At 73.5% G+C, this 12127-nt stretch carries 13 protein-coding genes and 1 riboswitch; of the genes, 6 read left to right on the forward strand and 7 right to left on the reverse strand.

Features of this window, described 5'->3' with window-relative positions; genetic code table 11:
• Positions 1–163: 163 nt before the first annotated feature.
• The 3 genes from EST92_RS27295 to thiO form a co-directional block, all read right to left on the reverse strand.
• Positions 164–1000, reverse strand: coding sequence for a thiazole synthase (locus tag EST92_RS27295; RefSeq protein WP_129283420.1), 837 nt, complete (start codon positions 998–1000; stop codon positions 164–166).
• Between the two features lie 5 nt (positions 1001–1005).
• Positions 1006–1221, reverse strand: a complete 216-nt coding sequence (thiS, locus tag EST92_RS27300) for a sulfur carrier protein ThiS (protein ID WP_006606126.1) — start codon at positions 1219–1221, stop codon at positions 1006–1008.
• Positions 1218–2471, reverse strand: a complete 1254-nt coding sequence (gene thiO, locus EST92_RS27305) for a glycine oxidase ThiO (protein ID WP_254069048.1) — start codon at positions 2469–2471, stop codon at positions 1218–1220. The genes thiS and thiO overlap by 4 nt, the downstream gene beginning before the upstream one ends.
• A riboswitch (TPP riboswitch) is annotated at positions 2469–2581 on the reverse strand. Its footprint overlaps the gene before it by 3 nt.
• Positions 2582–2737: 156 nt before the next feature.
• Here thiO and EST92_RS27310 point away from each other — a divergent pair.
• The 5 genes from EST92_RS27310 (at position 2738) to EST92_RS27330 (ending at position 7623) form a co-directional block, all read left to right on the forward strand.
• Positions 2738–4033: an FAD-dependent oxidoreductase gene (locus EST92_RS27310; RefSeq protein WP_129283422.1), complete on the forward strand. Its 1296-nt coding sequence runs from the start codon at positions 2738–2740 to the stop codon at positions 4031–4033.
• 115 nt (positions 4034–4148) lie between these two features.
• Positions 4149–4514: an Rv2175c family DNA-binding protein gene (locus EST92_RS27315; RefSeq protein ID WP_006606129.1), complete on the forward strand. Its 366-nt coding sequence runs from the start codon at positions 4149–4151 to the stop codon at positions 4512–4514.
• A gap of 119 nt (positions 4515–4633) precedes the next feature.
• Positions 4634–5287 carry a thiamine phosphate synthase gene (thiE, locus tag EST92_RS27320; RefSeq protein WP_129283423.1) on the forward strand — a complete coding sequence of 218 codons (654 nt, stop codon included), beginning with the start codon at positions 4634–4636 and terminating at the stop codon, positions 5285–5287.
• 221 nt (positions 5288–5508) lie between these two features.
• Complete coding sequence (metF, locus tag EST92_RS27325) at positions 5509–6426, forward strand: methylenetetrahydrofolate reductase [NAD(P)H] (protein WP_129283424.1); 918 nt, start codon at positions 5509–5511, stop codon at positions 6424–6426.
• A gap of 36 nt (positions 6427–6462) precedes the next feature.
• Positions 6463–7623, forward strand: a complete 1161-nt coding sequence (locus EST92_RS27330; protein WP_129283425.1) for a hypothetical protein — start codon at positions 6463–6465, stop codon at positions 7621–7623.
• A gap of 84 nt (positions 7624–7707) precedes the next feature.
• Here EST92_RS27330 and EST92_RS27335 read toward each other — a convergent pair whose 3' ends face one another.
• From EST92_RS27335 to EST92_RS31710, 4 genes are all read right to left on the reverse strand, one after another.
• Positions 7708–9219, reverse strand: coding sequence for an NAD(P)/FAD-dependent oxidoreductase (locus tag EST92_RS27335; RefSeq protein ID WP_129283426.1), 1512 nt, complete (start codon positions 9217–9219; stop codon positions 7708–7710).
• Positions 9220–9310: 91 nt separating this feature from the next.
• Entirely contained in the window at positions 9311–9931 is a 621-nt protein-coding gene (locus EST92_RS27340; protein ID WP_129250963.1) for a DUF4126 domain-containing protein, read from the reverse strand.
• Positions 9932–10325: 394 nt separating this feature from the next.
• Complete coding sequence (locus EST92_RS27345; RefSeq protein WP_129250964.1) at positions 10326–10940, reverse strand: TetR/AcrR family transcriptional regulator; 615 nt, start codon at positions 10938–10940, stop codon at positions 10326–10328.
• Between the two features lie 129 nt (positions 10941–11069).
• Complete coding sequence (locus tag EST92_RS31710) at positions 11070–11252, reverse strand: hypothetical protein (protein ID WP_129283427.1); 183 nt, start codon at positions 11250–11252, stop codon at positions 11070–11072.
• A 321-nt stretch (positions 11253–11573) separates the two neighbouring features.
• Between EST92_RS31710 and EST92_RS27355 the strand changes: the two genes are divergently transcribed.
• Positions 11574–12059: an SAV_6107 family HEPN domain-containing protein gene (locus EST92_RS27355; RefSeq protein WP_129283428.1), complete on the forward strand. Its 486-nt coding sequence runs from the start codon at positions 11574–11576 to the stop codon at positions 12057–12059.
• Positions 12060–12127 lie beyond the last annotated feature (68 nt).

The raw sequence follows: 12127 nt of genomic DNA on the forward strand, positions 1-12127 counted from the left end.
CACGCCCGCCGCAGGCGCAACGGCGAGAACAACCACGGCGGGAAAGCCGACAACGCGGGAAGCAAAACCAAAGCGCAACGGCGAGACACCACCACGGCGGGCCAGCCGACAACGTGGGGAGAAAGCAAAGCGCAGCGGAGGGGCCGACAACGTGGGAAGCCCCCTAAAACGCCGGCCGCTCAGGGTCCAGGTCTGCCATCCCCTCCGTAGGTGAGGACGCCAGGGCGAAGTGACGTCGTGGAATCCGGCCCGCACGGGCCGCCAGGCGGCCCGCCTCGACCGCGTGCCGCATCGCGTGGGCCATCAGCTCCGGCTCCTGCGCCCGGGTCACCGCGGTCGCCAGCATCACCGCCGCGCAGCCCAGCTCCATGGCCAGGGCGGCATCCGAGGCGGTGCCGGCGCCGGCGTCCAGGATCACCGGGACCCCGGCCCGCTCGGTCATCAGCTGGAAGTTGTGCGGATTGCGGATGCCCAGCCCGGAGCCGATCGGCGAGCCCAGTGGCATGATCGCGGCGCAGCCCACCTCCTCCAGCCTGCGGGCCAGCACCGGATCGTCGTTCGTGAACGGAAGCACCGTGAAGCCGTCGTCCACCAGGGTCTCGGCGGCATCCAGCAGCTCCACCGGGTCGGGCAGCAGGGTGCGCTCGTCGGCGACGACCTCCAGCTTGATCCAGTCCGTGCCGAGTGCCTCCCGGGCGAGCCGGGCGGTGAGCACCGCCTCCCCCGCGGTGAAGCAGCCCGCGGTGTTCGGCAGCACCCGGATCCCGTGCCGTTCCAGTACGGACAGCACCGAGCCCTGCACGGTCGGATCCAGCCGCCGCATGGCGACCGTCGTCAGCTCCGTCCCCGACGCGAGCAGCGCCCGCTCCATGACGTCGAGGCTGGGTGCGCCGCCGGTGCCCATCATCAGCCGGGACCCGAAGGTGGTGCCGGCGAGGGTGAACGGGTCGGCAGCGGTCGTGGCGGGAGCGGCTTCCCGCTGGGTGGCGATATCGGTCATGCGGGTCAGCCTCCTTGGACGGCGGTGAGAACCTCGACGCGGTCGCCGTCGCCGAGCGGGGTGGTGGGCCACTGGGCACGCGGCACCACGAGGTCGTTGACCGCCGCGGCCACCCCGGAGGACGCCGGGGTCAGGGTCGCGACCAGCCGGTCGAGGGTGAGCCCGCCGGCGATCTCGCGGGCCTCGCCGTTGACGGACACGGACACGGTGGGGGCGCTCATACGGGCTGCTCCTGGGGGGTACGGGTGCGCGCCGGCCCCGGGGCGGCGAGGGGAGTCCCCCCGTGCTGACCGGGCGTGGCGGAGAAGCGCGCGGGGGAGAAGGGGCGGGCCACGTCCGGCAGGCTCCCGGTGGCCAGCGACTCGGCCATCGCGTCACCGGTGACCGGTGTCAGCAGCACCCCGTTGCGGAAGTGGCCGCAGGCCAGTTGCAGGCCGGGCAGCGCGGTCGGGCCGAGCAGCGGGGCGTTGTCGGGGGAGCCGGGGCGCAGCCCGGCGCAGGTCTCGACGAGCGGCAGCTCGGTGATGCCCGGGACCAGCTCGTGCGCGTCCCGCAGCAGCTCGTAGACCCCGCCCGCGGTCACCGTGGTGTCCCAGCCCAGCTCCTCGCTGGTGGCGCCGACGACCAGTTCGCCGCTCGCCCGCGGTACCAGGTAGAGCGGCCCGCCGCGGACGACGGCCCGTACGGTGCGCGACAGGAAGGCGGGGCTCCCGGCCGGCACCTGCGGCAGCCGCAGCCGCAGCACCTGTCCCTTGACCGGCCGCACCGGCGGCAGCACCTCGGCGGGGACGCCGGCGAGACGACCGCTCTCGCTGCCCGCGGCCAGCACGACCTGACCGGCCGACAGCCGTGTCCCGTCGGCGAGTTCGGCACCGGTGGCCCGTCCGCCGGCGACCGTCAGCCGGGCGGCGCGGCTGCGGTGGAAGTCCACTCCGGCGCGCTCGCAGGCGACGAGCAGGGCGCTCACCAGCCGGCGCGGATCGACCTGGTGGTCGCCGTCCACCCGCAGCCCGCCGCGTACCCCGGGGGCCAGCATCGGCTCCAGACGGCGGCACTCGCGCCCGGTCAGCCACTGCGAGTCCAGTCCCGAGCGGATCTGCAGGGCGTGCAGCTCGCGCAGGTGCGCGCGGTCGTCGGCGTCCAGCGCGACGGCCAGGGTGCCGCACCGCCGGTAGCCGATCCGCTGCCCGCCGGCCTCCTCCAGCTCCTGGGTGAACTCGGGGTAGCGCCGTGCCGAGGCGAGATTGAGCCCCAACAGGGTCTGCTCGCCGTAGTGGAGCTCGGTGACCGCGGCCAGCATGCCGGCCGCGACCCGGGCCGCGCCGCCACCGGGCGCCGGATCGGCCACCGCGACGGACATTCCGCGGCCGGCCGCCCGCCAGGCGGTGACCAGACCGATGAGGCCGCCGCCGAGCACGAGCACGTCCGGCCTCCTGGCGGACGACTGCGACGGTGCGGCAGATGGTGGCATGGGCATCCAGCCCCTCCCTTCGCCGGCATGACCCGGATCAGGTTCGTACGGTCGGAGGCCGGCCAGCCTCCCTCTCAGCCCGGTGCGTCCGGGCTCCCGCGAGTGCGTGTGGCCGTCAGCCTAATACGGGGCCGCGACGCGCCGTAAGGTGCCGCCTCCGGCGCGCCCACGGGCCCGCGGACCGCGCCGGGCGAGTGTGACGCTGTGTCAGAGATCTCCTTGCGCGCTGCTGCGGACGGCCCCGCCCACCGTCCTAGAGTGATCAGGTGAGCGAGCAGAGCAAGTCCTCCCAGGCCCCTGACCGCACGCCGCGCGTCGTGATCGTCGGCGCGGGAATCGCGGGTGTGCAGACCGCCGTCGCCCTGCGCGAACAAGGGTGGCGCGACGCGATCACGCTCCTCGGCGACGAGCCCCACCAGCCCTACGACCGCCCGCCGCTGTCCAAGGCGGTGCTGCTGGGCAAGGCCGAAGGCTCCACCTTCGACGTCGACTTCGCCGGGCTCGGCATCGACCTCCGCCTCAACCGCCCGGTCACCGGCCTGGTGCCGGAGGCCCGCCAGGTCGAGACGGCCGACGGCCCGATCTCCTACGACCACGCGGTCCTCGCGACCGGCGCCGCCCCGATCATGCTGCCCGGCAGCGAGGGACTACCCGGCGTCCATCTGCTGCGCACCCTCGACGACGCCGAGCGGCTGCGGCCGGTGCTCGCCGCCCAGCACGAGATCGTGGTCGTCGGGGCCGGCTGGATCGGAGCCGAGTTCGCGACCGCGGCACGGGAAGCGGGCTGTGCGGTCACCGTCGTCGAGGCCGCCGACCGCCCGCTGGCCGGCGCCCTGCCGCCCGAAGTGGCCACCCACATGACCGGCTGGTACGCGGACGCCGGCGCCGAGCTGCGCACCGGTGCCCGGGTCGCGTCCGTCACGCCCGGCGCGGTCACCCTGGAGGACGGCACGACGCTGCCCGCCGACGCGGTGGTCGTCGGGATCGGCGCCCGGCCTGCGACCGGCTGGCTGGCCGGCTCGGGCGTCGAGGTGTCCCCGCAGGACGGCTCCGTCCTGGCCGACGGCCGCCTGCGCACCTCCGTGCCCGATGTCTACGCGGTCGGCGACTGCGCCTCCTTCCCCTCGGCCCGCTACGGCGGCCGGCTGCTCATCCACCACTGGGACAACGCCCTTCAGGGCCCCCGCACGGTCGCCGAGAACATCGCCCGCGGCGGCACGGAAGGGCTGGTCTACGACCCCGTCCCGTACTTCTGGTCGGAGCAGTTCGGCCGGTTCGTGCAGTACGCGGGCCACCACGTCGACGCCGACGAACTGGTGTGGCGCGGCGACCCGACCGGGGCCGCCTGGTCGGTGCTCTGGCTGCGCAGTGCGGAGAGCCCGGGCGAAGCGCAGCCGGATCGGGGCGGTGGCGGGCGAGGGGCGGGAAGGCTCGTCGCGCTGCTGGCCGTGGGGCGCCCGCGCGACCTGGCTCAGGGGCGCAAGCTCATCGAGCGGGGGGTCGTCCTGGACCGGGAGCGGGCCGCGAACGCCTCCGTACCGCTGAAGGCCGCGGCGCTGTAGCGGGGGCGCGCAACGGTCGCGGACGGCAGCCGGCCGTCACCCTCCGGTGTGCAGCAGGCCCCCGACGGCGACGCCCGGCTACCGGCTGTCAGTGCGAGGTGGCAGGCTTGTTCTTGTGACCGAGATTGACGCAAACATCGATGGACTCGTCCCCGCCTGGCTCACCCTCCCCGACATCGCCGAACGGCTCGGCGTCGAGGTGACCCGCGTCCGACAGCTGGTCAAGGAGGGCCAGCTGATCGCGGTGCGCCGCGGCGAGAACCGGGCACTGCACGTGCCCGCCGATTTCATCAAGGACGACAAGGTGGTCAAGGGCCTCGTCGGCACGCTCACCCTGCTCAAGGACGACGGCTTCACCGACGAGGAGATGCTGGAGTGGCTGTTCACCCCGGATGAGACCCTGCCCGGCACGCCCGCCCAGGCGCTGCGCGAGAATCGCGGCACGGAGGTGAAGCGCCGGGCCCAGGCGCTCGCCGTCTGACGCACCCGGTGCGGCGCACTCCCGTCCCGCGACCGCACCAGCATCCGTAACCACATCCGCGGGGTGTACGGACCGGAAGGACCGGCCCGTACACCCCCGACCCGGGGGGAAGCCGCCCGATGACCACCGCACGACAGGCCCTTGCCGACGCACGCCTCTACCTGTGCACGGACGCCCGCACCCGGCAGGGCGACCTCCCGCAGTTCCTGGACGCGGTGCTCGCCTCCGGGGTGGACATCGTCCAGCTGCGTGACAAGGGCATGGAGGCCGGTGCGGAGCTCCGGCATCTGGAGGTCTTCGCGGACGCCTGCCGGCGGCACGGCAAGCTGCTCGCGGTCAACGACCGGGCGGACGTCGCCCACGCCGCCGGCAGCGACGTGCTGCACCTCGGCCAGGGCGACCTGCCGGTCCCGGCCGCCCGCGCCCTGCTCGGCCCCGACGTCCTCATAGGCCGCTCCACCCACGCCGAGGCCGAGGTGGACGCGGCCCTCGACGAAGCCGGCGTGGACTACTTCTGCACGGGCCCGTGCTGGCCCACCCCCACCAAGCCGGGCCGGCACGCCCCCGGCCTCGACCTGGTCCGCTACGCCGCCTCCCGCGCCCCCGAGCGCCCCTGGTTCGCGATCGGCGGGATCGACGCCGGAAATCTGGACGAGGTGCTGACGGCCGGCGCCCGCCGGATCGTGGTGGTCCGCGCCCTCACCGAGGCGGACGACCCGGGGGCGGCGGCCGCTGACCTGGCCAAGCGCATCCGGGCCTGGGACACCCCCTAGGGCCGGGTCGGGACGGGTGACCGGGATCACCCCGCGGCGGCGCCAGAAGACCGGCAGGCTTCCGTGGCCGGTTTCCGCAGGGCAGGGGAGCCGGTGGCGGCGGAATGTTTTCCGACATCTCGGCGACCGGAAAATGTCCAACCAGTGGACATGAACCGCACCAACCAGGCATAACGCCGATCACGGTTGGTGTGTGCCCGGCCGGTGGTTAACCTGCCGGTATGGCCCTAGGTACAGCTTCCACCAGGACTGATCGCGCACGAACGGTGCGCGACCTGCTTGCCTCCGGTAAGCAGTCGTACTCGTTCGAGTTCGCCGCCCCCAAGACGGAGAAGGGCGAGCGGACCCTGTGGAACGCCATTCGCCGCATCGAGGCCGTCTCGCCGACCTTCGTCTCCGTGACGTACGGCGCCGGCGGCACCTCCCGTGACGGCACGGTGCGCGCCACCGAGCGCATCGCCACCGACACCACCCTGACCCCGGTCGCCCACCTGACCGCGGTCAACCACTCCACGGCGGACCTGCGCAACATCATCGGCCAGTACGCCGGAGCCGGGATCCGCAACATGCTCGCGCTGCGCGGCGACCCGCCCGGCGACCCGATGGGCGAGTGGGTCAAGCACCCCGACGGCGTCGGCTACGCCGCCGACCTGGTCCGTCTCATCAAGGAGTCCGGCGACTTCTGTGTCGGCGTCGCCGCCTTCCCCGAGATGCATCCGCGCTCGACGGACTGGGACACGGATGTGGCGCACTTCGTCGACAAGTGCCGGGCCGGCGCGGACTTCGCCATCACCCAGATGTTCTTCTATCCCGAGGACTACTTCCGGCTGCGGGACCGGGTGACGGCCGCGGGTTGCTCCACGCCGATCATTCCGGAGATCATGCCGGTGACGAACGTGCGTCAGATCGAGCGGTTCGCTCAGCTCAGCAATGCGGCCTTCCCGCCCGAGCTGGCCGAGCGCATCCTCGCCGTCAAGGACGATCCGGCGGCGGTACGCTCCATTGGCATCGACTACGCAACGGACCTGTGCGCACGTCTGATGGCCGAGGATGTTCCCGGGTTGCACTTCATTACCCTGAACCACTCCACGGCGACCCTGGAAATCTACGAGAATCTGGGGCTGCACCAGCAGTCCTGATGACGGTGGCCGGCGAGCGGCGGAAGAGGGGCGTATATGGGCTGGACGGTCCTCTACATCGCGTTCGGCCTGGTCGCCCTGTGGCTGCTGGGTGAGGTCCTGCTCCAGAACAAGGCGCGGCTGCGCTGGCGGTTGCTCGCCTTCGCCGGTTTCCTCGCCGTGGTCGTCGGTGTCCTCATCCCGTCGGTGATCGTGATCGGAGTGGGCCTCGTCGCCTTCGCCGTCGGGCAGACCAATGTGACGCTCTCCTTCCGCCGCGGCTTCACCACCGGCTGGGCCCTGCGCGGCAAGGACGGCAAGCCCGGCATGCCCGGGATGTCGGGCAAGCCCGCCGAGGGCCGGCGCCGCCGGGCCCGCAACTCCGGCCAGGCCCCCGCCGAACCGACGCTGGAGGTCTCCGGCCTGGAGGCGGTGCAGCCCGCCGACACCGACGGGCGGGGCTTCCGGCCCGGGGCCGGCAACGGGCTGGAGGACACCTTCGAGAGCACCGGCGGCTTCCAGAGCCAGGACCCCTACGCCGGCCAGGGCCCCTATGCCGGGCAGAGCTCCTACGACTACGACACCGACGACGTCTTCCGCCGCCAGGACCCCTACCAGGCCGGGCAGTTGGACCAGAGCGCTTACGAGACCCAGCCGTTCGCCGTCCAGAACGACTATGCGCAGGCCGACGCCACCGCCGTCTACGCCCCGCAGCCGATGCCCGACGAGACCGGCCAGTACGGCATCTACAGCCCCGACGCCCGCGCCCCGCAGCCCGAATACACCGGCTACGACGCCTACGGCACCCCCGCCGGGAGCGTTCCGGACGGCGGCAACGGCTATGCGTACGACGGCAGTTACGGCCAGAACGGCGCCGGCCAGGACACCTGGGCCGATCCCTACGCGGCCTACGGCGACGCCCTGGGCCAGCAGACGCCCTACTCCGATCCGTACATCGGCACCCAGCAGTACCCCGCGGCCTACGACGCGTACGGGCAGCCGGACCCCTACGCGCAGTCGCCGTACGCCCAGGCGCCCTACGCCGCGCAGCAGTACGACAGCCAGGGACAGCCACTCGGCCAGAATCCGGGCCAGGGCTACGGCGAGACGCCGCCCGGGGGTGTCTGGGTCCCCCAGCAGCGCGACAGCGAACTCCCGCCCGAGCAGCAGTATCCGCCCTACCAGCAGGGCTACGACGGGCAGCAGTACCGCTACTGAGACGGGCAGCCCCCGGCCTCGCACACGGCCGGGCCGTCACACCGCCGGGCCGTCACACCGCCCGGCCATCACACTGCCCGGCCGTCAGGTCGAGCCGTGCCAGTCGTCGCCGTGCACGATCAGGCCCGCGACGATCGCGCCGGACATCCCGGCATGCGCGAGCCCGCCGCCCGGGTGGGACCAGCCTCCGACCGCATAGAGCCCCGGTATCCGGGTGCGGTTGCCGGGCCGCAGAAAGCGCCCTTCCTGGCCGGCCAGCGCCGGGCCCGGCACCGGCATGTCGTCCGTGGGCGGCAGCACCTCCCGCCACAGCACCCGCTCCCGCAGCCCCGGCACCGCGGCCTCGGCGATCCCGGTCAGCCGCTCGGCCTCGGCCGCCACGGCCTCCCCGTCGAGCCAGTCCACCGGGCCGTGCGCGGCGACCGTCGCGGTCAGCGTCACCGCCTCATGGGCGCCGTCCGGCCGTACGGCGGGGTCGTCCGGGCGCAGCACCGTCACCGTGGGCCGGTCACAGGGGGGCCGCAGCCCGGGGCCGTCGCCGAACACGCCCGCCAACTCGGCCGCGCGGTCCGCGGCATGCACCACCGTCCGGTGCACGGCGTCCGCGGGGCGCGCCCCGCGCAGCGCCAGACACACCGTCAGCCGCCCGGGGCCGCGCTCGCCCGGGCCGGGGCGCACCTCATCGGCGCCCCACGGCTCCCGGCCCCCGCAGAGCCCCGCGAGCTGCCCCGGATCGATGCCCGCGACCACGAACTCCGCCTCGGCCACCCGGCCGTCGGCCAGCTCGACGCCCGCCACCCGGCCGTCCTTCTCCACGATCCCGGTCACCGCGGCACCGAAACCGAACTCCACCTTGCGCGCCAGACAGCGCTCGTACACCGCGTCGGCCAGCGCCCGCAGACCGCCGCGCGGATACCAGCTCCCGAAGGTCTGCTCCATGTACGGCAGCACTGCCGCGCTCGCCGGGGCGCCGCGCGGGTCGAAGCCGTAGGCCAGCGCATGGCTCTCCAGCAGCGCGATCAGCCGGGGGTCGGCCAGCTCGCGGCGGGCCACCTCGGCGAGGGTGGCGGTCGTGGGGCCCTTGCCCCGGCCGAACAGTCCGCGCCGGCGCACCGCCGGATACGGATCGCGCCCCAGCACCCGCCAGTCCTGCCACAACGGCTCCTCCAGGAGCGGCCGGCGGGTGGCGTCCCAGGCCTCACGGGCGCGGCCCACCAGTGCGCTCCAGCGCTCCCCGGCGCCTGCGCCCAGCGCCTCGTCCAGGGCCGCCAGCACGCCGGCCCGCGAGGCGTTCGGCAGCGACACGGCCGTGCCGTCGGCGAAGACATGACGGCTCGCGGGGTCGACCTGGGACAGCTCGACACAGCTCTCCAGTGGCTCCCGGCCGGTCTTGAGGAACAGGTCCCGGTAGACGGCCGGCAGATGCAGCAGACCGGGCCCCGTGTCGAAGGCGAAGCCGTCCCGCTCCAGACGCCGCACCGCACCGCCGTGCGTCGCGTCGCGCTCGAACACCGCCACCCGGTGGCCCGCGACGGCCAGCCGGGCAGCGGCCGCCATCGCGCCCATCCCGGCGCCGATCACCGCAATCCGTGCCATGCCTGCGACTTTATCCGGAGCCACTGACAACGCCCGCACGGCCGGTGGCCGGACCGCCGCCGGCCCCGACGCGCCCCGCCCGCGCGGGCCGTCAGACCGCCGGCGGCACCGCGCCGCCCGCCGCGGCGAGCCGCTTCTCCTCGCGCCGCTGCCGCCGCCGCTGGAGGTACCGGCGGATCCGCGACCACAGGAAGACCACCACCGCGATCCCCGCCACCAGCAGCGCCCCCGCGATGACCGCGGCCGCCACCGGATGGAACACCGCGAACGCGACGAGCCCGGCGACGCCCAGATCCTCGACCACGCTCAGCACGATGTTGCTGGCCGGCTCCGGCGAGGTGTTGACCGCGATCCGGGTGCCCGCCTTGACCAGATGGCTCACCAGCGCCGTCGAGCCGCCGACCGCGCCCGCCGCCAGCTGGGGCAGCGAACCGTCGTGCCCGGCCAGCAGCGCCGCCACGACACCACCGGCGACCGGCCGGATCACCGTGTGCACGGCGTCCCAAACGGAGTCCACGTACGGGACCTTGTCGGCGACCGCCTCGCACAGGAACAGGACCCCGGCCACGAGCAGCACATCGGGGCGCTGCAGCGCCGCGGGCACCTCCTCGCTGACGCCGGTCGCGCCGAGCAGACCGAAGACGAGGACGACGGCATAGGCGTTGATCCCGCTCGCCCAGCCACTGGTGAACACCAAGGGAAGTACGGACACGCCGAAGATCGTAGGCCCTGGGGGCGCGTGCTCAGACTTGAGTATCCGTACTCAGACGCCGAGATGAGTAGGTACGCGGATGGGCCGCCGGCCGCCCGGACGGAAGAGTAGGGGCCACGGAAGGGAAGCGGCGCCGCACCGCCGACACGGGGCGGCGGAGCGGCGCGGCTCCCGGACGTGACGGGGGATACGGGGGAAGCACGGGGGAGTACGGGGGAAGCGCTGTCCTGGTCGGATCGGGGGGGAACGATCTGCGCCAGGGCAGCGCACTCTTTTGTGCGGACCCACGGGGGAGAACGGGTGCGCGCCGCACCTGACCACGACGGCGCGCATCCGCATCCCGCCCCGGAAGGCCACCCGCGATCACGGGCCCCGGCCCGCCCGCCGGGCCGGGCTACGAGGCCTGGCCGCCGACCCGCCCCTGGAGCAGCCGCGACAGCGCCGCGTGGACCTCATCGATCGACCGGTCGGGCTGGTAGGACTGCCAGTCCAGGGCGGCCACCAGAACCATTCCGAACAGCGCCGAGGCGGTCAGCGGGACATCGATCTCCTCGCTCAGCTCCGCACGGGCCACCGCCTCCCGCAACACGGTCTCCACCACCGTGATGGCCCGCTCCCGCACCACCATCAGCGTCGACTGCCAGGCCCGGTTGGTGCGCCACAGTTCGGCCACGTAGAGCTGGGTGAGCGCCGGGTAACGGGAGATGAAGTCCAGGCCGGCCCGGATCATGGCGTCCAACGCGTCGATCCGGCTGCCGCCCCGGCCGGTGACCTCGTCGGCGGCCGACTGCAAGGAGGTCGCCAGCAGCTCGATGCCGTGCCGCAGCAGCTCCTCGAAGAGAACGTTCTTGCTCGCGAAGTTGTAATACACCGTGCCCTTCGCGACGCCCGCCCGTTCGGCGATCTCGTCCACCGTGGTGGAGGAGAAACCCTGTTCGGCGATGAGCGTGACCGCGGCGTCGAAGAGCTTGCGCCGGGTGGCGTCGCGGCGGGAGTGGGAGCTGTCCATGGGGGCGATTGTGCCGCTCCCCGCGGATCGACGCGCGGCGCGAGGGCGGCCCACCGGGCGTTCGACCCCGGGGCAGCCTCCCACAGGACGGTGGGCGGACCGTGGATACCTCCCGACGGCAGCGGGCGCTCACATTCTCAGCTCCGGATGCAGGTCCTTCATCCGCACCACCTCCCGGCCGCGCGCCGTCAGGGACGTCAGCACCGCCACGAGACAACTCATCGGCAGATACGGGTGGATGGCGGCGTCGAAGCCGTGAACGGTCCGCACCGGCACCACGCCCGCGTCGCCCTCCGGCGGTTCGCTGCACACCGCGAGCACCGTGTGCCCACCGCCGCGAGGCCGCGCGACACGGCCCAGGCTCCGGCACGCTCCGGCAGCGGCGGTCCGTGCGGGGCAGTGTCCACGAACCTTCCTTCACTGACCGGTCAGTACAAAAAACCGTCCGCACGCCTGCCCCTGGTTCCGCACGGCGGTGGGGTCGCCGGCCCCTCGGCTCCGTCGGAGAATCCGTCCGCTTTCGGCGAAAGCGCAGGTCAGCGCCGATTGTCAGTGGCGTACCTCACGATGGGTTCATACGGTCCCGAATCGGCATTCGGTCCCGAACCGGCATGCGACGACAGGAGGTTCGTCATGGCAGCTCGTCCCGGCAGGGGCAGCTCCGCTGCGTACGGTCCCCCGAGCGATGTCCACCCCGTCCTGCGGCGGGCGGCCGCACCACCCGCCGCGCTCGCTCTGCTCACCCAGGCACAGCAGGGTCTGGAGGAAGCGCAGACCCTGGAAACCCCCAACGAGCGGTTCGCCACGGCTCATCTGGCCGCGTTGCGCACTGCCGCCGCCGTCCTCGCCGTCCGCGGCCGGCCCGAGACCACCGCGCGGCGCAGGCGGCGTATCCGCAGTGCCTGGGAGGTCCTCCCCGAGGTCGCTCCCGAACTCACCGAGTGGAGCGCACTCTTCGCCTCCGGCGCCGACCGCCGGGCGAAGGCCGAGGCCGGCATAGCCGGGGCGGCCGGCCGCCGGGACGCCGATGATCTTCTGCGGGACGCCGCGATGTTCCTGCGCCTGGTGGAACGGATGCTGCTCGTCCAGCCCTCGCTACCGCCCCAGCGCGCGGGGTAGGGGCCGGTCGAGCCAGGGGGGCGGTAGCGAGGGCTGGACGAGCAGCATCCGTTCCACCAGGCGCAGGA

The sequence above is a fragment of the Streptomyces sp. TM32 genome (genome assembly GCF_004122755.1).
GTDB classification, from domain to species: Bacteria; Actinomycetota; Actinomycetes; order Streptomycetales; family Streptomycetaceae; genus Streptomyces; species Streptomyces sioyaensis.

Excerpts from the sequence above, each read along its gene's own strand:
- EST92_RS27330 (WP_129283425.1), top strand. The coding sequence starts at position 6,463 with ATGGGCTGGACGGTCCTCTACATCGCGTTCGGCCTGGTCGCCCTGTGG.
- EST92_RS27295 (WP_129283420.1), bottom strand. The coding sequence starts at position 1,000 with ATGACCGATATCGCCACCCAGCGGGAAGCCGCTCCCGCCACGACCGCT.
- EST92_RS27355 (WP_129283428.1), top strand. The coding sequence starts at position 11,574 with ATGGCAGCTCGTCCCGGCAGGGGCAGCTCCGCTGCGTACGGTCCCCCG.
- thiS (WP_006606126.1), bottom strand. The coding sequence starts at position 1,221 with ATGAGCGCCCCCACCGTGTCCGTGTCCGTCAACGGCGAGGCCCGCGAG.
- EST92_RS27345 (WP_129250964.1), bottom strand. The coding sequence starts at position 10,940 with ATGGACAGCTCCCACTCCCGCCGCGACGCCACCCGGCGCAAGCTCTTC.
- thiO (WP_254069048.1), bottom strand. The coding sequence starts at position 2,471 with ATGCCACCATCTGCCGCACCGTCGCAGTCGTCCGCCAGGAGGCCGGAC.
- thiE (WP_129283423.1), top strand. The coding sequence starts at position 4,634 with ATGACCACCGCACGACAGGCCCTTGCCGACGCACGCCTCTACCTGTGC.
- metF (WP_129283424.1), top strand. The coding sequence starts at position 5,509 with ATGGCCCTAGGTACAGCTTCCACCAGGACTGATCGCGCACGAACGGTG.
- EST92_RS27335 (WP_129283426.1), bottom strand. The coding sequence starts at position 9,219 with ATGGCACGGATTGCGGTGATCGGCGCCGGGATGGGCGCGATGGCGGCC.